Genomic DNA, 23,751 nt, shown 5'->3' on the forward strand with positions numbered 1-23,751 from the left:
CGGGACCATCCAGCAGCCGCCGTCAGCCCTTGACGGTCACGCGCTCGGCACCGGGTATCCCCTTGTCCCACCAGTGCCCGTAACGCCCGTAGACCGCCGGATCGCGGTCGGCGACCAGCGCCGACAGCCTCTCCGCCTCCTCGGTCAGGCCCTGCCACGCCGCCCTGCTGAGCGCACGGAAGGCGGTCAGTTCCAGGCCGCCGCCCCCGGCCGCGCGCCACACACCGGCGACCTGACCGTCGACGAGGAGACAGGGCAGGACGTCGCCGTTGCGCCGGACGACCAGCGGCCGGTACTCCTCGGGTACGACGCGGCCCGCACCGGCGTGTGACAGCAGCGTGCTGTCCCACATCGGCAGCAGTCTCGGCGGCGCCGGGGTGTCCTCGGCGGGCACGGTGGCGCCCGCCAGGTCGTACAGGACGACACGGCCGGGGCCGGGCACCGGCACCACCTGGCCGTCGAGCCCGTTCAGCGCCTGCGTGATCGGCGGACGGTCCAGCATGGTGAACCGGGCGAAGTCCTGGGCCGAGGCCGGCCCGAACGCCCGCAGGTAGGAGAGGAGCAACCGCCGCACCCCGGCGGCCGCTTCCTGTGGCCCGCCCTCCGGGGCGGCGAGGTAGCTGTTGCGCTGCGCGAAGGACCACGGGCCACCGGCCGGCGCATGGTGCACGGGCCCGTACGTGCGCAGCGCCCACCACACGCGGTGCGCGTGCTCGCCGAACCGCCCCGTGAGCTCCTCCTCCACCTCGGCGGCGGTGCGGGGCCGGTCCAGGAACCCGGCGAGCTCCGGGAGCAGCGCGTCGGCATCGGTGTCCGCCAGTCCGGTCGAGGTGAAGCGGCGGTCGTAGAGCCGCGACGACCGCAGACGGCTCACCATCGCGGCGTGGTACGGCGCGTAGTCCTCGGCGTGGACGGCGTGCAGGGTGATCCGCATGAGGGACGCCTTCACGACCCGGCGGTCCGCGAACGCCGCGTCGAGGTCCTCGGGCACGAAGTCCCGCACGCGGTTCCACAGCGCGAGGTACGGCGACGCAGGGGACTGGGCCTGGAGCGCGCAGACCCGGCGCACCGCCTCCGCGACGTCGAGGTGCCGTCGTTCGAGCAGGAGCTGCCGGTCCAAGGTGGCCAGAGCGAGCTGGCGGGCGGTGAGGCTCATGGCCCGGGATTATGCCTCCGGCCCCCGGCCCCCGGCCCCAGGCCCCGGCACGGCTGAGTACGAGCGCTCATGTGCGGCTCCGACTGACGGAGTTGACTCGTACGCATGTCGGAAGACCTTCATAACCCCCGCTCCCCGCGCGCCTGGGCCGGACCGCTGATCTCCACGGTCGTCACGCTGCCCGCGGCGGCGCTCGCACTGTTCTTCGGCGGCCTGTCCCTCATGGCGTGCGACTCCTGCGACGGCGCACAGGCCGACCGCTTCACCGCCTCCTTCGACGCGGCATGGGCCGTGCTCTGCACCGGTCTCGTGCTGTCCCTGATCGTCCTCGTGGCGAGCTGGTCCCTGCCCTGGCGTCAGCGGCAGGCCGCGGCCCGGGTGCTCCTCTCCCTGGCCGCACCCGCCGTCGTCCTCACCGCCTACGTGGCGTTCACGGCCCTGGTCGACTGGCCCTGACCAGGCGGCCGGACGGCTCGGTGTCCGATCCGTTCAAGACGACGGCGCCCGGACTGGGTAGCGTCGCAGCCATGAGCACTTCGGACACCGGAACCCGTCACCTCAGCATCCGCATCGACCGCCCCGCCGACGAGGTCTACGACTACGCGTCGGACCCGGCCCACCTGCCCGAGTGGGCGGCGGGCCTGGGCAGGTCGATCGAGAGGACCGACAGCGGCTGGATCGCCGACTCGCCCATGGGGCGGGTCGTGGTCGACTTCGCGCCCAGGAACGACTACGGCGTGCTCGACCACCACGTCACCCTGCCGTCGGGCGAGACCGTCCACAACCCGGTGCGGGTGATCGCCGACGGCGCCGGGTGCGAGGTCGTGTTCACCCTGCGCCGCCGGCCGGACGTGAGCGCCGACGAGTTCCGGCGCGACGAGGCCGCGGTGACAGCCGACCTCGCGACACTCGCACGCCTCATGGAAGAGCGCTGACGCAGCGGCCTCGCCGCCTGGTCAGAGGAAGCGTGAACTGGTCACCGGGCCCGGTGACCGGAGTCCTGCCCGGTCTCCCCGGAGCCAGGTGCCGCGCACGGCCGAGACGAAGTCCGTCAGCTTCTCGACGGGGTCGGCGGGCGTCTCCCCGTCCCCGCCGTCCGGCGTCGGATCGGCGCCCACGATGTCGGCGGCGATCTCCGCCTCCGGCCTCCCGTCGGCCTCCCCGCGCTCCGCCTCGCCGTCGTCGCCCAACCGAAGGGTCTCCCCCCACGGGGGCACGACCGACTGATGAAGCAGCGTGACACTGTCGGCGGCGACGCCGGGCGGGTCGGTCCAGCAGCTCGCGTGCTCGTGCAGCACCTGGCCCGGCACCCGGTGGAGGAGCTGCCGGATCACCTCGGGTCCCTGGGCGGCGCGCGCGGTGTCGCCGAGGTCGTAGGCGATGACGACGGTGTCCTCCCGTCCGGCCGCGAAGGGCTCCGCCGGCAGGCCCAGCACCTCGGCCGCCGCCAGGCCCAGGATCCTGCTCCCCCGGTCCGGCAGCAGGGACACCGAGGCCGGCCGCGCCCCGGCGGCCCCCAGCACCGCCTTGAGCCGCAACAGGCCCTGAAGGCACTGGTCGTGGGAGTCCTGGAACCAGGCGTACCGGCCGGTCATCCCGGCGTCGTAACCGTGCGGGGACAGCGTGCCCAGCACGGTGCCGCCCATGACGTACTGCCAGCCGCGGAGGTCCGAGTGGTCCAGCGGACTCACCGGCCCCGCGGTCGCGGCACGCTCCAGCACCCGGTTCTGCCGGTCCCGCGCGCCGAGCCAGACATCCTCGTCCGGGCCGGGCAGACGGGCGTGCTGACGGCGGGCCAGCTCCAGGTCTCCGGCCAGGACGGCGTTGAAGACCAGGAGGTAGCGATCGGGCCAGTCGGCGAGGCCGCCCTCGTGTGCGAGCAGTGCGTCGGCCGCCTCGCGGTGCCGGCCCTCGTCCTCGTACGCCGAGACCAGTTCCCGCAGCGTGCCGGAGGAACCCGGCGCCAGGCGCAGCGCCTCCCGCAGCGCGGGTATCGCCAGGTAGGGCACGCCGCGCTCCACGCACGCGTACCCGTAGTCGTGGAGGAGCCGCACCCGGTCGGGGTGCGCGGCCAGCGCGACGGCAGCCCGCCGGAGGTCGTCGAACCCGGCCGCCCCGGCCGCCCCGGCGGCCCGGCCGACCACGGCGGCGACCTCCCCCAGCGGCGCCGACGGGGTCTGCCGCAGTCGGCGCAGCGCGCCCGGTACGTCACCTCCGTCGAGGCACTCCCAGGCCGCGGCGAGTTCGGGGGACGTGGGGCGGCGATTCCTGCGCGAGAACATGCGGGCGATCCTCCCCCTAGCAGGGAACGCCCTCAACCGAATTGATCGCCCCGCGGTGCCTGTCCCCCGTGCGAGCTACGCGCAGGTGTCCACCGTGAGGTGACGATCTCGGACCGCCCGATCCGTAGCGTTCGAGGCGCCGCGGCACCCCGGCCGCGGATCCGTCGGAGGAGCGTTCATGAGATTCGTATGGCAACTGCTGGCTGTCGTGCTGGTCACCGCGATCGGCGGTCAGGCCGTCGCCGCCGTGGAGGACAGTCCGTGGCTGCAGCTCGCCCTGGGGCTCCTGACCGCCGTGGCCGCCGTACTCGTCTACGGATGGGTGGTACGCAGGACGGAGCACCGCCCGCCCACCGAGGTGGCCCGCAAGGGTGCCGGGGCCGCGTTCGGCAGGGGTCTGCTGATCGGCGTCGCGATGTTCGGCGCCGTCATCACGAACATCTACTTCAACGCGCACTACGAGATCAACGGCCTGGGCTCCCTCACCGGCGCCGTCGGACTGGCCGGCTTCATGGCGGCCGCCGCCGCGACCGAGGAAGTGATGTTCCGTGGCGTCCTGTTCCGGATCATCGAGGAGCGCACCGGCACCTGGATCGCGCTGACCCTGACCGGAGTCCTGTTCGGCGCCTCGCACCTGCTGAACCCCCACGCCGACCTCTGGGGCGCCGTCGCCATCGCGATCGAGGCCGGCGGGATGCTCGCCGCCGCCTACGCCGCGACCCGCAACCTGTGGGTACCGATCGGCCTGCACTTCGGCTGGAACTTCGCGGCGGCCGGCATCTTCAGCACCGAGGTCTCCGGCAACGACACCCCGCAGGGACTGCTGGACACCGTCACCTCGGGCCCGGAATGGGTCACCGGCGGCGCCTTCGGACCGGAAGGCAGCGTGTACTCGGTGGTGTTCGGAGCCCTCATCACCGCCGCGTTCCTGTGGCTGGCCCACCGCCGCGGCAACCTGGTGCCCCGCCGCGGCGCCGACAAGACCGCCGCCGCCACTACACTCCCCCGATGACCGGACTCCCGCGCATCCCGGAACGGTGGCGCCGGCCGGACGCCGCACTCTGGTACGCCCCGCTGGCGCTGCTGCTCCTCACCGCCTCGTTCCTGCCGGGTTTCCGCAACAACGGTACGGAGCTCGGCGGCCTGCCGAACCGCCCCTTCGACACCCTGGCCGTCGTGGCGATCGCCCTCCAGTGCCTCCCGCTCGCCGGGCGCCGGCGGTGGCCGGTCATCTGCTTCAGCGCGGTGTCGCTCGGCTTCGCCCTCGACCAGCTCCGCGGCTACCACACGCTCGCGGGCACCGCGCTGCCGATCGCGCTGATCAGCGTGGCGTCCCTCGTGGAACACCACCGGCGGGCCACCGCGATCGTCTTCTCCGCGGCGTACGTCCCGCTCGCGGTCGCGCTCCACCGGCTCGGGCCGGGCGACCCGCCGAGCGAGTTCGTGACGTTCTACCTGGCCGTGGCACTCGCCTGGGGCGTCGGGGTATGGCTGCGCAACACCCGGGCCGTGGAGGCCGAGCGCCGCCGCCGCGTCGCCGAGGACACCCGCGCCGCCGAACGGGCGCGCATCGCCCGCGAACTCCACGACGTCGTGACCCACCACGTGACGGCGATGGTCGTACAGGCCGAGGCGGCCCGCTATCTGACCGCCGCACCCGACCGCCTCGACCAGAGCCTGACGGCCGTCACGGACACCGGCCGACGGGCCATCACCGACCTGCGGCACCTGCTCGACCTGCTCAACCCCGACCACGGCACCCGGCCCACACCGCCGCCCGTCGGCAGACTCCTCACACTCGTCGAACAGACGCGCCGGGCGGGGCAGCCGGTGGAGTTCACGGAGGAGGGCGCACCCGCCGAGTCGACCGGCAGCGCCGACCTCGTCGCCTACCGGGTGGTGCAGGAGTCCCTGACGAACGCCCTCAAGTACGCTCATGGCAGCGCCACTTCGGTCAGGGTGCGCCACAGCGAGAAGGAGATCTCCGTGGAGGTCAGCACGGACGGCTCCAGCTCGAAGACCGCACCCACCGGCGGCAGCGGGCGGGGCCTGGCCGGTCTCCGCGAGCGCGTCGACGTGCTGGGCGGCGACTTCAGCGCGGGCCGCCGGCCGGACGGCGGCTTCGTCGTCCGGGTCCGCATACCCGCCGGGAGCCCCTCGTGACCGAGCCGGTCCGTGTCCTGATCTGCGACGACCAGGTACTGATCCGCACCGGACTGGCGACGATCATCGACGCGCAGCCCGACCTGGAGGTCGCAGGCGAGTGCGGGGACGGGCGGACGGCGGTCGACCTCGCAGAGAGACTGCGCCCGGACGTCGTGGTCATGGACATCCGCATGCCGGTGCTCGACGGCATCGCGGCCACCCGCCTGCTGGCCGGCGCCGGAGTGCCCCGCCCCGTCAAGGTGCTCGTGGTGACGACGTTCAACCTGGACGAGTACGTCTACGAGGCACTGCGCGCCGGCGCGAGCGGATTCCTCCTCAAGGACGCCCCGCCGGACCGGCTGCTCCACGGCATCCGCACCGTGGCAGCGGGCGCTGCACTCCTGGACCCCGAGGTGACACGCCAGCTGGTGGGCCGGTACGCCGCCCGGATCCGGCCCACCGAGGACAAGGGCCACGACATCCCGCTGACCCCCCGCGAACTGGAGGTCCTGCGCCTCATCGCGGACGGCCTCTCCAACAACGAGATCGCCGCGTCCCTCGTGATCAGCCGGGAGACGGTCAAGACCTTCGTCTCACGCATCCTCACCAAACTCGGGCTCCGCGACCGCGTCCAGGCGGTCGTCTACGCCTACCGCCAGGGCCTGGTGTCCTGAACGGGCCCGGCCCGCTTCAGCGCCTCAGCTTCCGCGCGACCTCCGTCGCCCAGTACGTCAGGATCATCCGCGCACCCGCGCGACGGATACCCGTCAGGCTCTCCAGGATCGCCGCGTCCCGGTCGATCCAGCCCTTCTCCGCGGCGGCCTCGATCATCGCGTACTCGCCGCTGATCTGGTACGCCGCGACCGGCACGTCCACCGCGTCGGCGACCTTGGCGAGGACGTCCAGGTAAGGACCGGCCGGCTTGACCATGACCATGTCGGCGCCCTCCTCCAGGTCCAGCGCCAGCTCGCGCAGCGACTCCCGGAGATTCGCCGGGTCCTGCTGGTACGTCTTGCGGTCCCCCCGGAGCGAGGAGCCCACCGCCTCACGGAACGGACCGTAGAACGCCGAGGAGTACTTCGCGGTGTAGGCCAGGATCGACACGTCCTCGTACCCGGTCTGGTCCAGGGCGTCCCGGACCACACCGACCTGGCCGTCCATCATGCCGCTGGGGCCCACCACGTGCGCACCCGCGTCGGCCTGGACCTGGGCCATCTCGGCGTACCGCTCCAGCGTGGCGTCGTTGTCGACGCGGCCGTCCTCGGTCACCACCCCGCAGTGGCCGTGGTCGGTGTACTCGTCCAGACAGAGGTCGGACATGATCACCAGGTCGTCCCCGACCTCTTCCCGCACCGCCCGCAGGCCGACCTGGAGAATGCCCTCCGGATCGGTCCCCGCCGTGCCCCGCGCGTCCTTCTTCTCGTCCAGCGGGACGCCGAAGAGCATGATCCCCGAGACACCGGCCGCGACCGCGTCGACGGCGGCCTTCCGCAGCGTGTCCACGGTGTGCTGCTGCACGCCGGGCATGGCCGAGATGGCGACCGGGGCGTCGATGCCCTCGCGTACGAACGCGGGCAGGATCAGATTCGCCGGGTCGAGCCGGGTCTCGGCGACCATGCGCCGCATGACGGGGGTCGTCCGCAGCCGGCGGGGCCGCGAGCCGGGGAAGTTTCCGTAATCGGTCATCCTCCGAGACTAGACCCGTACACATCACCGATTTACCGACACCCGAGCCGGAAAAAGCGTGCCCTCGGAAGGTGGAACGGGACCGGCCGGATTCGAACCGGCGTCCTCCTACATGCCGTGAAGGCGCGACGACCACTGCGCTACGAGCCCCGTCCCGCCCGGGATCGTACGCGACGCGCGGACCCACCGGCCGGCGGGCAGGGAACAGGACGGGCCCGGCCGCTCCGCGAGGAAGCAGCCGGGCCCACACACCCGTTCCGGCCTGTCAGGTCGTCGTCCGGCGCCGGCGCGCGCCCGGACGCCGTTCGCTCGGCCGGGTCACCGGGTCACCGGCCTCCTTCGCCGCGTCCCGGCGCTGCGCGCCGAAGTCCGCCAGCGCCTGGGCCAGCTTGTGGACCGACGGCTCCGGGGACAGCACGTCGACCCGCAGGCCGTGCTCCTCGGCGGTCTTCGCCGTGGCCGGGCCGATGCACGCGATCACCGTGACGTTGTGCGGCTTGCCCGCGATACCGACCAGGTTGCGGACGGTCGAGGACGAGGTGAAGAGCACCGCGTCGAAACCGCCGCCCTTGATCGCCTCACGGGTGTCCGCCGGCGGCGGCGAGGCGCGGACCGTGCGGTACGCGGTGACGTCGTCGACCTCCCAGCCCAGCTCGATGAGCCCGGCCACCAGGGTCTCCGTCGCGATGTCGGCACGCGGCAGGAACACCCGGTCGATCGGGTCGAAGACCGGGTCGTACGGCGGCCAGTCCTCCAGCAGACCGGCTGCGGACTGCTCACCGGAGGGCACGAGATCCGGCTTCACACCGAAGTCGACCAGCGCGGCGGCGGTCTGCTCACCGACGGCCGCGACCTTGATCCCGGCGAAGGCACGGGCGTCGAGCCCGTACTCCTCGAACTTCTCCCGCACGGCCTTCACCGCGTTGACCGAGGTGAAGGCGATCCACTCGTAGCGGCCCGTGACCAGGCCCTTGACCGCGCGCTCCATCTGCTGGGGCGTACGCGGCGGCTCGACGGCGATCGTCGGGACCTCGTGCGGCACGGCACCGTACGAACGCAGCTGGTCGGAGAGCGACGCCGCCTGCTCCTTCGTACGCGGCACGAGCACCTTCCAGCCGAACAGCGGCTTGGACTCGAACCACGCGAGCTGGTCGCGCTGTGCGGCGGAGCTGCGCTCCCCGACCACGGCTATGACGGGCAGGTGCCCGTCCGGCGACGGGAGGACCTTGGCCTGCTTCAGGACCTGGGCGATCGTCCCGAGGGTCGCCGTCCACGTCCGCTGGCGCGTCGTCGTCCCGGCGATCGTGACCGTGAGCGGGGTGTCGGGCTTGCGGCCCGCCGAGACCAGCTCACCGGCGGCCGCGGCCACCGAGTCGAGCGACGCGGACACGACGGCCGTCGCGTCGCTCGCGCCGACCTCGGACCAGCAGCGGTCCGACGCGGTACGGGCGTCGACGAAGCGGACGTCGGCGCCCTGCGCGTCACGCAGCGGAACACCGGCGTACGCGGGCACACCGACCGCGTTCGCGATGCCGGGCACGACCTCGAAAGGCACACCCGCGGCAGCGCAGGCGAGCATCTCGGCACCCGTGTTGCCGTCCAGGCCGGGATCGCCCGTGACGGCACGCACCACCCGCCTGCCGCCCTTCGCTGCCTCCATGACAAGATTGGCGGCGTCCCTGAGGACGGGTACTCCGGCGGGTGTTGACGCCATGTCAACAACCGCCATCTCAGGCGTGCTTACCCCTGCCCGTGCGTGGCAGCGAACGACGTCGAGGACGTCCGGTTCGGCTACAAGGACGTCCGCGCTCGCGAGCGCCTCGACAGCGCGCAGAGTCAGCAGTCCCGGGTCGCCGGGACCGGCGCCGAGGAAGGTGACGTGCCCTGAGGACAGGACAGGGAAGTCGGATACGACAGGGCCGGTGGGGCTCAAAGTGCTCGCTCCCCCATAAGACCGGCCGCACCCTTGGCAAGCATCTCGGCCGCGAGCTCGCGACCGAGGGCCGCCGCGTCGTCGTGCGACGTGGGGACGGGACCGGTGATGGACAGCTGCACCAGGGAAGTGCCGTCGGTTGAACCGACGACACCGCGCAGGCGCAGTTCGTTGACAACCTGCCCGTCGGCCAGGAGGTCGGCGAGCGCACCCACAGGTGCGGAACAGCCGGCTTCCAGGGCGTTGAGCAGGGCGCGCTCGGCGGTCACGGCGACCCGGGTGTACGGGTCGTCGAGCTCGGCGAGCGCTGCGGCGAGGTCCGCGCTGCTTTCAGCGCATTCGATCGCCAGTGCTCCCTGGCCGGGAGCGGGAAGGACGGTGTCGACCGGCAGGAAGCCGGTGACCTCGTCCGTGCGTCCGAGGCGGCTGAGCCCGGCGGCGGCGAGTACCACCGCGTCCAGCTCCCCGCTTCGTACAAAACCGATGCGCGTATCGACGTTGCCGCGGATGGCGACGGTCTCTATGTCGAGACCGTGCGAGCGGGCGTACGCGTTGAGCTGCGCCATGCGCCGCGGCGAACCGGTGCCGACGCGGGCGCCGGCCGGCAGCTGCTCGAAGGACAGCCCGTCCCGCGCCACCAGCGCGTCGCGGGGGTCCTCGCGCACCGGCACGGCGGCCAGCACGAGGCCCTCCGGCTGCGTGGTCGGCAGGTCCTTGAGCGAGTGGACGGCGAAGTCCACCTCGCCGCTCAGCACCGCTTCACGCAGAGCCGCGACGAACACGCCCGTCCCGCCGATCTGCGCCAGGTGCTCCCGGGAGACATCCCCGTACGTGGTGATCTCGACGAGCTCGACGGCACGCCCGGTCACCTCGCGGACCGCATCAGCGACCATGCCGGACTGCGCCATGGCGAGCTTGCTGCGCCGGGTGCCTAGCCGGAGCGGTGTTGTGGTCTCCCCGCCCAGGAGTGAGTTGTCGGTCATGACCGCCCTCTATTCGGGTCGTTCAGGTCTGCCCGGGAGACGGCGGCCACCGTCTGCGGGTCGAGGTCGAAGAGTTCCCGCAGCGCATCGGCGTACCCGGCGCCGCCGGGCTCGCTGGCGAGCTGCTTGACCCGCACGGTGGGCGCGTGCAGGAGTTTGTCGACGACGCGGCGCACGGTCTGCGTGATCTCGGCGCGCTGCTTCTCGTCCAGGTCGGGGAGGCGTCCGTCGAGCCGCGCGATCTCGCCGGCCACCACATCGGCGGCCATGGTGCGCAGGGCGACGACGGTCGGGGTGATGTGCGCGGCGCGCTGGGCGGCTCCGAAGGCGGCGACCTCGTCGGCGACGATGGTGCGCACCTGGTCCACATCGGCGGCCATCGGGGCATCCGCGGACGCCTCGGCGAGCGACTCGATGTCGACGAGGCGCACACCGGCGACGCGGTGCGCCGCTCCGTCGATGTCGCGCGGCATCGCGAGGTCGAGCAGGTGGAGCCGGGCGGGGCCGGTGGAGGCGGGACGTACGGGGACCCGGCGCACGGCCCGGTCCTGGGCGGCAGCGGTGGCGGAACCGTTCTCCACCCACGCGGCGTGCTGGTCCAGCTCGTCGGCCACGGCGGCGGGGGCCTCGGCCGCCCGCTCCGCGGTGTCGAACTCGACGCCGAGGGCACCGGCGACGGCCTCCGCGGTCAGCACGAGACCGGTCGCACCCGTACAGGAGACGACGACATCGGCACGTGTCAGTTCACCCGCGACGCCGTCCATCTCCACGGCGCGCGCCGTCGGGACACCGGCCTGGCCGAGGATCTCGACGAGGCGGTCGGCACGCGCCCGGGTCCGGTTGGCGACGACGATCTCGTCGACGCCCGCACGGGCCAGGGTCGCGGCGGCGAGCGAGGACATCGAGCCCGCGCCTATCACCAGGGCGCGCTTGCCGGCCGCCCACTCGGTGACCTCGGCGCCGTCGGCCAGCTGCTCGAGACCGAAGGTGACGAGCGACTGCCCGGCACGGTCGATCCCCGTCTCGCTGTGGGCGCGCTTGCCGACCCGCAGGGCCTGCTGGAAGAGGTCGTTCAGCAGACGGCCGGCGGTGTGGAGCTCCTGCCCCAGCGCGAGCGCGTCCTTGATCTGCCCGAGGATCTGGCCCTCGCCGACGACCATCGAGTCCAGTCCGCACGCCACCGAGAAGAGGTGGTGGACGGCGCGGTCCTCGTAGTGCACATAAAGATAGGGAGTGAGCTCGTCCAGCCCGACCCCGCTGTGCTGCGCGAGAAGGGTGGACAGCTCGGCGACACCCGCGTGGAACTTGTCCACGTCCGCGTACAGCTCGATGCGGTTGCAGGTGGCCAGGACCGCGGCCTCGGTCGCGGGCTCTGCGGCGAGGGTGTCCTGAAGCAGCTTCGTCTGGGCCTCGGCCGCCAGGGACGCCCGCTCCAGCACGGAGACGGGGGCACTGCGGTGACTCAGCCCTACGACCAGGAGACTCATGCCGGCATCACGGCGGGCATGTCCCCGTCAGGTCCCTTCCGGCCGGAGGGCGTGGCACGCATCGGCGGCGCCTCGTCGGCTTCCTCGTCGCCCGCCCTGCCGTCGGCAACGGCCTCCTCGCCGGCCTTGCGCTGCTCGTGGAAGGCGAGGATCTGCAGCTCGATCGAGAGATCGACCTTGCGCACGTCGACACCGTCGGGCACGGAGAGCACCGTCGGCGCGAAGTTCAGGATGGAGGTCACACCCGCGGCGACGAGCCGGTCGCAGACCTGCTGGGCCGCGCCGGGCGGAGTGGTGATGACGCCGATGGACACACCGTTGTCACTGATGATCCGGTCCAGGTCGTCGGTGTGCTGGACGGCGATCCCGGCCACGGGCGTACCCGCCATGGCGGGGTCGGCGTCGATCAGCGCGGCGACCCGGAACCCGCGGGAGGCGAAACCGCCGTAGTTGGCGAGCGCGGCGCCGAGGTTACCGATGCCGACGATCGCGACCGGCCAGTCCTGGGTGAGCCCCAGCTCACGCGAGATCTGGTAGACGAGGTACTCGACGTCGTACCCGACACCACGCGTGCCGTAGGAGCCCAGGTAGCTGAAGTCCTTGCGCAGCTTCGCGGAATTGACTCCCGCCGCCGCGGCGAGTTCCTCGGACGAGACCGTGGGGACCGAGCGCTCGGAGAGCGCTGTCAGTGCGCGGAGATACAGCGGAAGCCGGGCGACGGTGGCCTCGGGAATTCCTCGGCTACGGGTCGCCGGTCGGTGAGTTCGGCCAGTTGCCACGGTGCTCCTGCGGGATGAGCGGGGCTGCAGGCGGCCGTATGTCCTATGACCGCCCCGTCGACAGCAGGCTATGTCTTTGTGAACGCGTGCACAAAGATAGTGTCCGTTTTGTCCGGTCAAAGTGACCGGGGTCACGCACATTCCCTGCGCGGCCCCGGAACCCGGGACGGCATCAGTCCGTTGCAGGCCCGAAGGGGGCAAGACGGTACACACTCCTCATGTCCACGCCCCCGAGACCACTCAAAACGCCCATGATGTTAACCGGGTTTCGCCCAGGAAGCCCCCTCACGTACGCAGTGCGGTGCGCAGCCGCGCCGGATCCACCCGCCAGAAGGTGTGCTGTTCGTCATCGATCAGGACCACCGGGATCTGCTCCCAGTACTCCTTGTACAGCGCCTCGTCCCGGGTGATGTCCTTCTCCACCCAGGACGCGCCGGTCTCCTCGCAGACCTCACTCACCACCAGCCGCGCATCGTCACAGAGATGACAGCCGGGCTTCCCCACCAGGGTCACCACCCGGTCCGCGGGCTTCTTCCTCGTACGACGCAGCAGAGCACTCATACCTTCATTCTGCTCCCCCCGGCGAACCCTTCCGGGCCTCCCGCGGACGCGGAATCACCCGTTTAACGCTCCGGCCCCGGAGAGTTCACACCGCCGCATCCCACCAGGTCGGGAAGAGCCGAACAGAATGGCTATGCTCACGACATGGCCGCTCTTGGATGGCTCACCCCCCGCAGGCGCCCCGCCACGGCACGCAGCGTGCTCGCAGGCGAGGCCGCAGCCGAGGCCGCGCAGAAGTCGGCACTGCCGGCCGGCGCCGAAGAGCTGCTCATCACCCCCGAAGAGGCCCGGGAGCCCGTCTTCCCGGTGGCCGGGGACACCCGCGCCGCGGCCTTCTTCGACCTGGACAACACCGTCATGCAGGGCGCCGCGATCTTCCACTTCGGCCGCGGCCTGTACAAGCGGAAGTTCTTCCAGCGGCGCGAACTCACCAGGTTCGCCTGGCAGCAGGCCTGGTTCCGGCTGGCGGGCGTCGAGGACCCGGAGCACATGCAGGACGCCCGCGACAGCGCCCTGTCCATCGTCAAGGGCCACCGCGTCTCCGAGCTGATGTCCATCGGCGAGGAGATCTACGACGAGTACATGGCCGACCGCATCTGGCCCGGCACCCGCGCCCTGGCCCAGGCCCATCTCGACGCGGGCCAGAAGGTCTGGCTGGTCACCGCCGCCCCGGTGGAGACCGCCACGATCATCGCCCGCCGCCTCGGACTCACCGGCGCCCTGGGCACGGTCGCCGAGTCGGTCGACGGCGTCTACACCGGCCGGCTGGTCGGCGAGCCCCTCCACGGCCCGGCGAAGGCCGAAGCGGTACGCGCGCTGGCGGCCGCCGAGGGCTTGGACCTGGAGCGCTGCGCCGCGTACAGCGACTCGCACAACGACATCCCCATGCTGTCCCTGGTCGGCCACCCGTACGCGATCAACCCGGACTCCAAACTGCGCAAGCACGCCCGCTCCCTGGACTGGCGGCTGCGCGACTACCGCACCGGCCGCAAGGCGGCCAAGGTCGGCATCCCCGCCGCGGCGGGTGTCGGCGCGCTGGCCGGCGGCACGGCCGCCGCCGTGGCGATCCACCGCCGCCGCCGCTGACCCCCTCTTCACGACGGCCTCCTGCGCGGAGGCCGCTCCCCTGCGGCACCCTTCTCGGCCGCGCAGCGGCACGCCCGGGTGCGTACGCCCGATCGGGAGCGGAACAGCGGCGCGGACACCCATCGCTCCGGCCAGTCGCGTTACGTACGGGCGACCACAACCCGTCGCCGCCGTAGGCAGATCCCGAAGCTATTCGATCAATAACCGGTCACGATGTGCCACTTGAACCGTCACTTAGAGGTTACGGAAGCGACCTAATCGGTGATTTGAGCAACTGGGTGTAGCACGGCCTGTACGAAGCGTTATTCTCCTCAGACGCACAAGGAACCCGTCACCCACTACCACGAGTGACGGTTTTCAACTGCACGTGATGGAAGCTCTGCCTCTGGGAGTCCCGTGTACCCACACGTCGGGGTTGACACCTCGGGCCTGGCTACGCTGCGCGCAACGGTCCTCGACCGCTTGCGCGGCTTCGTCCCCACCGCGTACGCCGTCCCCCAATTTGCCACCCCTGTACCTGCCGGCCCTTGCTATGCGCTGGCCGAACGCAGCGCGGCCGTCGGAAGACGAAGCAACCGCGGCGCTGCGGCTGCCGCGTCGTCGGCTCCCGTCCGCCGTCCGACAGCCGACAGCGACAGCGCGCGCATGATGGATCTCGTCGAGCGCGCGCAGGCCGGTGAGGCCGAGGCCTTCGGCCGCCTGTACGACCAGTACAGCGACACCGTGTACCGGTACATCTACTACCGCGTGGGAGGCAAGGCGACAGCGGAGGACCTCACCAGCGAGACGTTCCTGCGCGCACTCCGCCGCATCTCCACCTTCACCTGGCAGGGCCGTGATTTCGGCGCCTGGCTGGTCACGATCGCTCGGAACCTGGTCGCCGACCACTTCAAATCCAGTCGTTTCCGACTGGAAGTGACCACCGGCGAAATGCTCGACGCCAACGAGGTCGCACGGAGCCCGGAGGACTCCGTCCTGGAATCCCTCTCCAACGCCGCACTGCTGCAAGCCGTACGCCGGCTCAACCCGCAACAGCAGGAGTGCGTGACCCTGAGATTCCTGCAAGGTCTCTCGGTCGCCGAGACCGCCCGGGTCATGGGAAAGAACGAGGGCGCGATCAAAACCTTGCAGTACCGAGCCGTGCGTACGCTCGCACGACTACTGCCGGACGACGCCCGCTGACGTCACCATCCGTGACGTGTTCGTGACACACCGATCGGATCATCCGCTGTCCGTAACCCAACTGCCGCGCCACTCGTTGTGCCGGATGCAGGCCCCCTGTCGCCACACCTGACCGTTTCCACTCGCTCGTTCGTGTGGAATCGGCTCCGGTGGGCAACCTTCCGGACCCTCAGGGGAGTCGACCGTCATGACGAGAGGAGGTGCCGCCAGTGATCGCAAACGTTTCGGCACACCGGCGGGCGAACGCCTTCGCCCAGGCCCTGGAGGATCAGTCCCCCCAGGGTGCGGCGGCCGTACAGCCCGAGGACCCGGCCCAACCGGCCGACCACGGAACGCTGTTGGCCCTGGCGAACGGCCTCGGTGAGCTACCGGCGCCGGAATTCGATCCCGAGGTCAAAGTGGTGCAGCGAGCCCAGCTCCTCGCGGCCATGGAGACCATGTTCGCCGAAGGCGGTGCGTCCACGGGCCCTACAGTCCCCGAACAACGGAGCAAGGGAGCCCACCGGGCCTCCCCGATCCGGAAGCTGCGTCCCCGCTCCCGCTGGGCGAAGGGCCTCACCGCCGGCGGACTCACCGTCGGTGTGGCCGCGGGAGCCTTCGGCGGAGTGGCCGCTGCCAGTTCCGACGCCCTGCCGGGTGACTCCCTCTATCCGCTCAAGCGCGGCATGGAGGACATCAGCCTCGGTATGGCCAGCGGCGACGCCGACCGGGGGGAGGCCTACCTCGACCAGGCGTCCACCCGCCTCGGCGAAGCCCGCCGGCTGATGGAGCGGGCACGCTCCGGCGAGATGGACCACGAGTCGATCGGAGACGTCAGGCGCGCGCTCGACGGCATGACGCACGACGCCACCGAGGGCCACCGCCTGCTCCACACCGCCTACGAGCGCGACGGCGCCATCGGGCCCATCCAGACGCTGGACTCCTTCTCCCGCTCGCACCGCGCGAGCTGGAGCAGCCTCCGCGACCGGCTGCCCGTCCAGCTGACCGACATCCGCGACAAGGTCAGCTCCGTCTTCGCGGCCATGGACCAGGAAGTCGCACCCCTGAAGTCCCTGCTGCCCCGCACACCGGGCACCGAAGAGGACGCGCCCCCCGCCGGAGCCACGCAGGAGGGCCGGGACTCCAGGGCTCCGGAGAAGGCTCCTTCCTCCTCCGCGGCCCCGGACGACAGCGCGTCCACCAGCAGCACCCGGCCGAAGCCCTCGGGCTCGGGCTCCACCCCTGCCGACGGCCTGCTCGGCGGCGGCTCCGACGGCCTGCTGGACGACCTCCCGACGGACGGCACCACCCCGTCGTCCCCGGGTGGAGCGCCCGGCGCGTCCCCCGCGCCCGACGTCACCCTGCCGCCGCTGCTCCCGGGCCTGCTGCCCGGCCTGGGCATCGACAGCGAGGACGTCGAGCCGTAGGGACCACCGCATGTGAGGAGGGCGCCGTCCGGACCGGACGGCGCCCTCCTCACGCGCGCGCCCTGCGGCCGCGTGGCCGACGTACGGTCAGAAGAAGACCGACCGGCGCTGCACCAGCAGCTTGTAGAGCGTGTGCTGGATCTGCTCCCGCACCTGGTCCGTCAGGTTGAACATCAGCATCGGGTCCTCCGCGGCCTCCGGCGGATACCCGTCCGTGGGGATCGGCTCCCCGAACTGGATCGTCCACTTCGTCGGCAACGGCACCGCACCGAGCGGTCCCAGCCACGGAAAGGTCGGCGTGATCGGAAAGTACGGGACCCCCAGGACCCGTGCCAGCGTCTTGGAGTTGCCGATCATCGGGTAGATCTCCTCGGCGCCCACGATCGAGCACGGCACGATCGGCACCCCGGCGCGCAGCGCCGTCGACACGAAGCCGCCCCGCCCGAAGCGCTGGAGCTTGTAGCGCTCACCGAACGGCTTCCCGATGCCCTTGAAGCCCTCCGGCATCACCCCGACGACCTCACCGCTCTGCAGCAGCCGCTCCGCGTCCTCCGCGCACGCGAGGGTGTGCCCGGCCTTCCTCGCCAGCTCGTTGACCACCGGGAGCATGAAGACCAGATCGGCCGCGAGCAGCCGCAGATGCCGCTCGGCCGGGTGGTTGTCGTGGACCGCGACCTGGAGCATCAGTCCGTCCAGCGGCAGCGTCCCGGAGTGGTTGGCCACGATGAGCGCCCCGCCGTCGGACGGGATGTTCTCGATGCCCTTCACCTCGACCCGGAAGTACTTGTCCGCGAGGGGCCGCAGCATCGACATGAGGACCTGGTCGGTCAGCTCCTTGTCGTAGCCGAACTCGTCGACCTCGTAATCCCCCGTGAGCCGGCGCCGCAGAAAGGCGAGCCCGCCCGCGATCCGCCGGTCCCAGCCGCTCCCGGGGCCCTCCCCGCCGTCCGGGGAGGCGGCACCCGTGGCCTCAGCGGCCCCTTCAGGCACCTGACCGCCCGGCAGGGCGCTCACGGGCGCGGGACCGGCCGACGCGGGCTGCTGGGCCCTTCCGGCTCCCGGCAGTGCTCCTCTGCGCCGCCCCGCGCCGGAGCGCGAACGGTCGTCGTCGAAGGGAATGACCTTGGCGTCCGCCATCGTCGGTCGCGCTCCTCTACCTGGCGACGTGAGTCGAATGTGTGCTGCCTGCCCGTCCGCCGCCGAGCTGCAGCTCGGCCAGCCTCCCGACCGCCCTGCCCACCCGCTCGGGAGGCAGCAGCCCCGGTCCCCGGCTCCGGGCGAACTCCGCGAACGTCTCGGCCGTGGTGAACCTCGGCCGGAAACCCAGCGTCTCGCGCATCTGGACGGTCGAGACCACCCGGCCGTGCGTGAGGAGCCGGATCTGTTCCGGCGAGAAGTCCGTCATGCCGATCGTACGGAGCGCCGACCCCACCCAGGTGACGGCCGGCAGCAGCACCGGGACGGTCGGCCGCCCCAGCCTGCGCGAGCACTGCGAGAGCAGCAGCACCCCGGCGCCCGCGATGTTGAACGTGCCGCTGTTCAGCGTGCCGCGCCGGGGTTCGCGGGCCGCGATCTCCAGTACGTCGACGACGTCGTCCTCGTGCACGAACTGCAGCCGGGGGTCGTACCCCAGGACCGTCGGCAGGACCGGCAGCGCCAGGTAGTCGGCGAGCGGCGAGTCAGGCTCGGGGCCCAGGATGTTCGCGAACCTCAGCACGCACACGGCCACGTCCGGCCTGCGGCGCGCGAAGCCGCGGACATAGCCCTCGACCTCCACCGCGTCCTTGGCGAAGCCGCCGCTGGGCAGGGACTTGGGGGGCGTCGTCTCGGTGAAGACCGCGGGGTCGCGCGGGGCGGAGCCGTACACGTTGGTGCTGGACTTGACCACGAGCCGCTGGACGGTCGGGGACTTCTGACAGGCACCGAGCAGCTGCATCGTGCCGATGACGTTGGTCTCCTTGACCGTCGTCCGGCCGCCCGCGCCGAGCGCCTTCGCGGACACATCCAGATGGACGACCGTGTCGACGGAATGCTCCGCGAGGACCCTGGCGATCGCCGACTGCCGGATGTCCGCCAGGACGAATTCGGCGTCGCCCAGCTCATGTCCCGGCGCGACCGCGTCCACGGCGATCACCCGGTCCACACCGGGATCCCGCTGGACGCGCCGCACGAAACGGCCCCCCAGCTGCCGGGCCGCGCCTGTGACGAGCACGATCTTCCCCAAGATCAGCGCCTTCCGTCGATCGTTCACCGAGCGGGGTCTTCCCCTGGCCGTCACCGTAGTCGGTGGATGTTGCCCTGTGATGACCCCGGGCGGGCTTTACCGAAGCTGTGGCGGGAATACCACCGGATCCGCCGCACACGACCGGGCCCGGAACACCCGCCCGGAAACGCGCCGAGGCCCTCCCGCCAGGACGGCGGGAGGGCCTCGGACTCACGAACCGCGTTCGCTTACTTCTTGTTGCGACGCTGAACGCGCGTGCGCTTGAGCAGCTTGCGGTGCTTCTTCTTGGCCATCCGCTTACGCCGCTTCTTGATAACAGAGCCCACGACTACCCTCGCTCACTTCTTCTTCACTGGTGCGGGGCGTCTGGGCCCACACGACCTACGTCGGCCTAGCCTACCCGCCACAGAGTGAGGGGCGTAATCCGAGGGCGACGTCAGGCCGACTCCACCCCCACGAAGGACTCTCGGAGATACTCGTGAACCGCTTGCTCCGGGACCCGGAAGGACCTTCCCACCCTGATCGCCGGCAGATGACCACTGTGCACCAAGCGGTACACGGTCATCTTCGACACCCTCATGACCGAGGCGACTTCCGCCACGGTCAGAAACTTGACCTCGTTGAGAGGCCTCTCGCTGCCAGCAGCCATGACCCACCTGTACCTTCCGCACGAGACGCGCACCGGCTTCCCCTCCGGTGACTCTTCGTCGTTGTGCGCTCACTCCCCAGATTAGGGGCGGGTGATGCGAGTGGGGAAGAGGTGAGACGATCGGCCGCCTACTGTGACAGACACGCCCGATTGAGCACATACCGAGTAAGAGGCCGGTAGTAGTCCGACCGCACGCCGTCATCAACCGGAACGGCGACGGACACCCGCCCCTCCGCCTCACCCACGAACAGCGCGGGGTCGTCCGTATCCGCCAGCCCGATGGCCTCGATGCCCAGCTGACCTGCCCCGCAGACCCATCCGTGGTCCCCGACCACCAGCTCGGGCAGCGCTCCCCGGGCGTTCACGGCCTCCTCCAGCACGGCCCGAACCGGCAGCGGCGAATGGGTGTGTGCGCCGGTGGCACTCCCCGGAGCCCGCACGCCCGGTTCGCGCACCAGCGCGACGCCTTGTACGTAGTCGAGGTTGTACGTGCGTACGCCGAACCGGGTCGTTATGTCGACACATCGGCCCTGCGCGGGAGTGAGTACCGCGCACCCCGCCGCCGACAAAGCGTCTGCCAGTCCGGCGTAGAACCCGAGCAGCCGGTGCGGATGCCCGGTGCCCAACAGCACCGGAGCCCGTCTCTCCGCAGCCCGGGCGAGCCGTTCCGCGAACGCGTCCAGCGCGGCCAGGGTCCGCTCGGGATCGATGACGTCCTGACCTGACACATGATCAGGATCGTCCGAGACCCCGCACTTGTCGGCCATCAGCCGTAGCAGGTCACGCTCACCCCACGCCCGGTCCGGATCGAGCCCGAGCAGCACACGAGGGTCTCTCGCCGCGAAGAGCCGATAGCTCCGCAGACTCGTCTCCCGCGGCGTGGCCACGGGCCCGGCGAGCCGGGCCGCCAGCAGATGAGCGCGAAGCGCTCCGGTGCTCAACACCCTCCCGATGCTCCCGCACCGCGAGCACTCCCGGGCCGGAACCCGGATACCGCACCACAGTTGGCGTAACGACCTCGCGGACGGTCCCGTGACCCTCCCTCAGGCCAGCAGCCCCCGCAGCGGGAACGCCGACCGCCGTGTCGCCAGCACCGCCTGGTCCAGCCGGTCCGCCGGGTCGTACCCGTCCTCCCAGGGCTTCCACGACGGCGTACGGCCGTCCGTCATCCGGGCCGGGCCCAACTGCCGCGTGCGGGCGTAGACCTCGTCCCTCCACGACGACGGGATGACCGACTCCGGTGCCACCGGCGCGTGGGCGGCGATCGCCACGAGATGGGTCCAGGAGCGCGGCACCACATCCACCACCGCGTAACCACCCCCGCCCAGCGCCACCCAGCGCCCGTCCTCCGCGTAGGTGTGGGCGAGATCGTGACAGGCCTCCATGACGGCTCGCTGGGCGTCCAGCGACACCGCGAGGTGAGCCAGCGGGTCCTCGAAGTGCGTGTCCGCCCCGTGCTGGGTCACCAGCACCTGCGGCCGGAAGTCCTCCAGCAGCTCGGGCACCACCGCGTGGAAGGCGCGCAGCCACCCCGCGTCCCCCGTACCCGCCGGCAGCGCCACATTCACCGCACCGCCCTCACCCGCCCCGGAACCGGTCTCCTCCGGCCAGCCGGTCTGCGGGAACAGCGTGCGCGGATGCTCGTGGAGCGACACGGTCAGCACCCTGGGGTCCTCCCAGAACGCCGCCTGCACCCCGTCCCCGTGGTGGACGTCCACATCCACGTAGGCCACCCGCTCCGCACCCAGCTCCAGCAGCCGGGCGATGGCGAGCGCCGGATCGTTGTACACGCAGAAGCCCGAAGCCGCCCCCGGCATCGCGTGGTGCAGCCCGCCGGTGAAGTTCACGGCGTGCGCGGTCTCCCCGCGCCAGACGGCCTCCGCGGCTCCCACCGAGAGCCCGGCGATCAGCGCGGACGCCTCGTGCATCCCCGCGAAGGCGGGATCGTCGGTCGTCCCGAGCCCGTACGCCTGATCGGCGGCCCTCGGATCCGCGGACGCCGCCCGTACGGCCGCCACGTAGTCCTCACGGTGCACGAGCCGCAACGTGGAGTCCCCGGCCGGCTTGGCCGCCCTGACATCCACCGACCCGTCCAGTCCGAACGCCCGCACCAGTCCCATCGTCAGGGCGAGTCTGACCGGGTCCATGGGGTGACTGGACCCGAAGTCGTATCCCGTTACTGCCTCATCCCACATCAGCCGCGCGCGCCCGCTCATGCCCGCCACCGTATCGGGCGGGCTCCGCGCCGAACGACCGGGCGTACACGAGCGTCGCGAGGACCAGGACCATGGGCACGAGCATCGCGCCGCGGTAGCTCCACGCGTCGCCGAGCGCGCCCACGAGAGGCGAGCCGACGAGGAAACCCACGTAGTTGAAGACGTTCAGCCGGGCGACGGCCACATCACTCGCCCCGGGGAACATCCTCCCCGCCGCCGCGAAGGTCTGCGGCACGATCACACAGAGCCCCAGCCCCAGCAGCGTGAAGCCGAGCATCCCCCACCAGGCACCGGGCGCCACCGCCACCACCGCGAAGCCGACGGCGGCCAGCACACTGCCGCCCCGCACCACGGCCGCCGCCCCGAACCGCCGCACCCCGAGGTCCCCGACGGCCCGCCCCAGCAGCGTCGTCACCATGTAGACGTTGTACGGAACCGTCGCCAGCTGCTCCGAGCTGCCCAGCACGTCCTGCAGATACTTCGCGCTCCAGTTGGAGACCGTCGAGTCCCCGATGTACGCGAACGCCATCACCAGACAGAGCGGCAGCAGCAGCCTGAACGGCACGGCGCCGCCCTGCCCGGGCTTCACCCCCGCCGGGTCTCCGCCGGTCCCGCCCTCCGCGTACCACCTGCTGCCGATCAGAGCCGCGGGCAGGAGGACGACCACCACGGGCAGGTAGGACACGAGCAGTGACAGGTCCCAGTGCGCACCCGCCCAGGCCAACGACGCCCCGGCGATGCCGCCCAGGCTGTACGCCGCGTGGAAGCCCAGCATGATGCTGCGCCCGTAGGCCCGTTGAAGACTGACGCCCATCATGTTCATCGAGGCGTCCAGCGCCCCGACCGCCAGCCCGAAGACACCGAGCGCGACGACCGCATGCCAGACCTCGCTGCCGGCGCCCACGCCGAGCAGGGCGAGCAGCACGACGGGCTGCGCCCACCTGAGCACGACCCCGGGCCGTACCCGCGCGACCACCTTCTCCGTGGCCACGCTGGCGACCCCCGCCAGGACAGGCACCGCGGCCAGGAAGGCGGGCAGCAGCCCGTCGGATATCCCGTACCGGTCCTGGATGGCGGGGATGCGCGTCACGAGCAGGGCGAAGGCCACCCCCTGCACCAGGAAGCTGAGCGCCAGGGAGGCTCTGCCGTACCGCAACCGCGCATCCGTCATGGCCGCGAGCGTAGAGCCCCGGTCTACCGCTGGGTAGATCGGTCAGGCGAGCAGTTTCGGCAGCTGCGACATGTCGGAGAAGTGCCCGGTGACCCCGACGAGCCGGTCCGCCGGCATCATCGAGGTGAACCCGTACACCTCCATCCCGGCCGCGCGGGCCGCCTCGACGCCGAGCGGGCTGTCCTCGATCACGACACACCGCTCGGGGGCGACGCCCATCCGTTCGGCGGCGTGGAGGAACAGGTCCGGGGCCGGCTTCCCCCGCCCCACGTCCTCGGAGCTGAAGATCCACTCCTCCTCGAACCACTGGTCGAGCCCGGCCTTACGGTGCCCGGCCGCGATCTTCTGGTGGCTTCCGGACGAGGCGACGCAGTACGCCACCCCGTCGGCGACGAGCTCGCCGAGCAGTTCCTGGACCCCGTCCACCGCTGTCAGTTGCTCCGCCTCGAACGCGGCGAGGGTGCGGCGGTGCAGCTCCTCGTCGAACTCCGCGGGGAGCTTCTGGCTCGTCCGCTCGTCCACGAGGTCGTGGACCCGGTGGATGGCGGCCCCCATGTAGTCGCGGAGGGACTCCTCGTACGAGGTGGGGTGGCCGAGCTCCGTGAGGTAGCCGGCCAGGACCGTGTTGGAGATCGGCTCACTGTCGACGAGCACGCCGTCGTTGTCGAAGATGACCAGTTCGTAGCGCATGGTTCGACCCTAGACGCTCAGAACGCAGAAAAGCCCCGTGCCACAAGGGCACGGGGCTTTCCCGGAATAATTGTTCGGCGGCGTCCTACTCTCCCACAGGGTCCCCCCTGCAGTA

Annotated in this window: 24 protein-coding genes and 1 tRNA gene; 8 read left to right on the forward strand and 17 right to left on the reverse strand. The window is 71.4% G+C overall.

Annotation, left to right across the window (positions count from 1 at the left end; genetic code table 11):
- Positions 1 to 22: 22 nt before the first annotated feature.
- Positions 23 to 1,156: a winged helix DNA-binding domain-containing protein gene (locus tag ACIP63_RS31305; RefSeq protein ID WP_401522381.1), complete on the reverse strand. Its 1,134-nt coding sequence runs from the start codon at positions 1,154 to 1,156 to the stop codon at positions 23 to 25.
- A gap of 105 nt (positions 1,157 to 1,261) precedes the next feature.
- On the opposite strand from ACIP63_RS31305, the gene ACIP63_RS31310 reads away from it, so the two are divergent.
- Positions 1,262 to 1,612: a hypothetical protein gene (locus ACIP63_RS31310; protein WP_401522383.1), complete on the forward strand. Its 351-nt coding sequence runs from the start codon at positions 1,262 to 1,264 to the stop codon at positions 1,610 to 1,612.
- A gap of 71 nt (positions 1,613 to 1,683) precedes the next feature.
- Positions 1,684 to 2,091, forward strand: coding sequence for an SRPBCC family protein (locus ACIP63_RS31315; RefSeq protein ID WP_401522389.1), 408 nt, complete (start codon positions 1,684 to 1,686; stop codon positions 2,089 to 2,091).
- Between the two features lie 21 nt (positions 2,092 to 2,112).
- On the opposite strand, the gene ACIP63_RS31320 is transcribed toward ACIP63_RS31315, so the two are convergent.
- A complete protein-coding gene (locus tag ACIP63_RS31320) occupies positions 2,113 to 3,438 on the reverse strand; it encodes a hypothetical protein (protein ID WP_401522392.1) in 1,326 nt (441 codons plus the stop codon).
- Between the two features lie 178 nt (positions 3,439 to 3,616).
- On the opposite strand from ACIP63_RS31320, the gene ACIP63_RS31325 reads away from it, so the two are divergent.
- Genes ACIP63_RS31325 through ACIP63_RS31335 form a run of 3 tightly spaced genes read left to right on the forward strand, consistent with a single transcriptional unit; the run spans position 3,617 to position 6,257 of the window.
- A complete protein-coding gene (locus tag ACIP63_RS31325; RefSeq protein ID WP_401522395.1) occupies positions 3,617 to 4,450 on the forward strand; it encodes a lysostaphin resistance A-like protein in 834 nt (277 codons plus the stop codon).
- Positions 4,447 to 5,601 carry a sensor histidine kinase gene (locus ACIP63_RS31330; protein WP_401522398.1) on the forward strand — a complete coding sequence of 385 codons (1,155 nt, stop codon included), beginning with the start codon at positions 4,447 to 4,449 and terminating at the stop codon, positions 5,599 to 5,601. Before ACIP63_RS31325 ends, ACIP63_RS31330 begins: the two co-directional genes overlap by 4 nt.
- A complete protein-coding gene (locus ACIP63_RS31335; RefSeq protein WP_401522401.1) occupies positions 5,598 to 6,257 on the forward strand; it encodes a response regulator in 660 nt (219 codons plus the stop codon). The genes ACIP63_RS31330 and ACIP63_RS31335 overlap by 4 nt, the downstream gene beginning before the upstream one ends.
- A 16-nt stretch (positions 6,258 to 6,273) precedes the next feature.
- Here the strand turns inward: ACIP63_RS31335 and hemB are convergent, their stop codons facing one another.
- The 7 genes from hemB to ACIP63_RS31370 form a co-directional block, all read right to left on the reverse strand.
- Positions 6,274 to 7,269, reverse strand: a complete 996-nt coding sequence (gene hemB, locus ACIP63_RS31340; RefSeq protein ID WP_401522403.1) for a porphobilinogen synthase — start codon at positions 7,267 to 7,269, stop codon at positions 6,274 to 6,276.
- Between the two features lie 77 nt (positions 7,270 to 7,346).
- Positions 7,347 to 7,420: transfer RNA gene (locus tag ACIP63_RS31345), tRNA-Ala, on the reverse strand.
- A 114-nt stretch (positions 7,421 to 7,534) separates the two neighbouring features.
- Positions 7,535 to 9,202, reverse strand: coding sequence for a uroporphyrinogen-III synthase (locus ACIP63_RS31350; RefSeq protein WP_401522406.1), 1,668 nt, complete (start codon positions 9,200 to 9,202; stop codon positions 7,535 to 7,537).
- Entirely contained in the window at positions 9,199 to 10,185 is a 987-nt protein-coding gene (hemC, locus tag ACIP63_RS31355; RefSeq protein WP_401522409.1) for a hydroxymethylbilane synthase, read from the reverse strand. Before hemC ends, ACIP63_RS31350 begins: the two co-directional genes overlap by 4 nt.
- Positions 10,182 to 11,672, reverse strand: coding sequence for a glutamyl-tRNA reductase (locus ACIP63_RS31360; protein WP_401522412.1), 1,491 nt, complete (start codon positions 11,670 to 11,672; stop codon positions 10,182 to 10,184). The genes hemC and ACIP63_RS31360 overlap by 4 nt, the downstream gene beginning before the upstream one ends.
- Entirely contained in the window at positions 11,669 to 12,451 is a 783-nt protein-coding gene (locus ACIP63_RS31365) for a redox-sensing transcriptional repressor Rex (RefSeq protein ID WP_401522415.1), read from the reverse strand. The genes ACIP63_RS31360 and ACIP63_RS31365 overlap by 4 nt, the downstream gene beginning before the upstream one ends.
- 285 nt (positions 12,452 to 12,736) lie before the next feature.
- Positions 12,737 to 13,012, reverse strand: coding sequence for a glutaredoxin family protein (locus ACIP63_RS31370; protein WP_401522417.1), 276 nt, complete (start codon positions 13,010 to 13,012; stop codon positions 12,737 to 12,739).
- Positions 13,013 to 13,156: 144 nt separating this feature from the next.
- Here ACIP63_RS31370 and ACIP63_RS31375 point away from each other — a divergent pair, with 144 nt between their 5' ends.
- The 3 genes from ACIP63_RS31375 (at position 13,157) to ACIP63_RS31385 (ending at position 16,686) form a co-directional block, all read left to right on the forward strand.
- Positions 13,157 to 14,098 carry an HAD family hydrolase gene (locus ACIP63_RS31375; RefSeq protein WP_401522420.1) on the forward strand — a complete coding sequence of 314 codons (942 nt, stop codon included), beginning with the start codon at positions 13,157 to 13,159 and terminating at the stop codon, positions 14,096 to 14,098.
- Positions 14,099 to 14,494: 396 nt separating this feature from the next.
- On the forward strand, positions 14,495 to 15,280 hold the full coding sequence (locus ACIP63_RS31380) for an ECF subfamily RNA polymerase sigma factor, BldN family (protein WP_401522423.1): 786 nt from the start codon (positions 14,495 to 14,497) through the stop codon (positions 15,278 to 15,280).
- Between the two features lie 209 nt (positions 15,281 to 15,489).
- Positions 15,490 to 16,686 (forward strand): DUF5667 domain-containing protein, encoded by a 1,197-nt coding sequence (locus tag ACIP63_RS31385; RefSeq protein WP_401522426.1) that lies wholly within the window; start codon positions 15,490 to 15,492, stop codon positions 16,684 to 16,686.
- Between the two features lie 87 nt (positions 16,687 to 16,773).
- Here ACIP63_RS31385 and ACIP63_RS31390 read toward each other — a convergent pair whose 3' ends face one another.
- From ACIP63_RS31390 to ACIP63_RS31425, 8 genes are all read right to left on the reverse strand, one after another.
- The gene (locus ACIP63_RS31390) at positions 16,774 to 17,823 is read right to left on the reverse strand and encodes a lysophospholipid acyltransferase family protein (RefSeq protein ID WP_401522429.1); all 1,050 of its coding nucleotides are present in this window, start codon (positions 17,821 to 17,823) and stop codon (positions 16,774 to 16,776) included.
- A gap of 16 nt (positions 17,824 to 17,839) precedes the next feature.
- Positions 17,840 to 18,910, reverse strand: a complete 1,071-nt coding sequence (locus tag ACIP63_RS31395; protein ID WP_401522502.1) for an NAD-dependent epimerase/dehydratase family protein — start codon at positions 18,908 to 18,910, stop codon at positions 17,840 to 17,842.
- A 227-nt stretch (positions 18,911 to 19,137) separates the two neighbouring features.
- A complete protein-coding gene (locus ACIP63_RS31400) occupies positions 19,138 to 19,236 on the reverse strand; it encodes a 30S ribosomal protein bS22 (RefSeq protein WP_003948845.1) in 99 nt (32 codons plus the stop codon).
- A gap of 110 nt (positions 19,237 to 19,346) precedes the next feature.
- The gene (locus ACIP63_RS31405) at positions 19,347 to 19,559 is read right to left on the reverse strand and encodes a helix-turn-helix domain-containing protein (protein WP_014046653.1); all 213 of its coding nucleotides are present in this window, start codon (positions 19,557 to 19,559) and stop codon (positions 19,347 to 19,349) included.
- A gap of 128 nt (positions 19,560 to 19,687) precedes the next feature.
- On the reverse strand, positions 19,688 to 20,503 hold the full coding sequence (locus tag ACIP63_RS31410) for a phosphatase (RefSeq protein WP_401522432.1): 816 nt from the start codon (positions 20,501 to 20,503) through the stop codon (positions 19,688 to 19,690).
- Positions 20,504 to 20,602: 99 nt separating this feature from the next.
- Complete coding sequence (locus tag ACIP63_RS31415; RefSeq protein WP_401522435.1) at positions 20,603 to 21,775, reverse strand: acetoin utilization protein AcuC; 1,173 nt, start codon at positions 21,773 to 21,775, stop codon at positions 20,603 to 20,605.
- A complete protein-coding gene (locus tag ACIP63_RS31420) occupies positions 21,744 to 22,946 on the reverse strand; it encodes an MFS transporter (RefSeq protein ID WP_401522438.1) in 1,203 nt (400 codons plus the stop codon). The genes ACIP63_RS31415 and ACIP63_RS31420 overlap by 32 nt, the downstream gene beginning before the upstream one ends.
- Positions 22,947 to 22,988: 42 nt before the next feature.
- Entirely contained in the window at positions 22,989 to 23,636 is a 648-nt protein-coding gene (locus tag ACIP63_RS31425) for an HAD family hydrolase (protein ID WP_401522441.1), read from the reverse strand.
- Positions 23,637 to 23,751: the final 115 nt, after the last annotated feature.

Origin of the sequence: Streptomyces sp. NPDC088746 (assembly GCF_044751065.1) — a bacterium.
GTDB lineage: Bacteria > Actinomycetota > Actinomycetes > Streptomycetales > Streptomycetaceae > Streptomyces.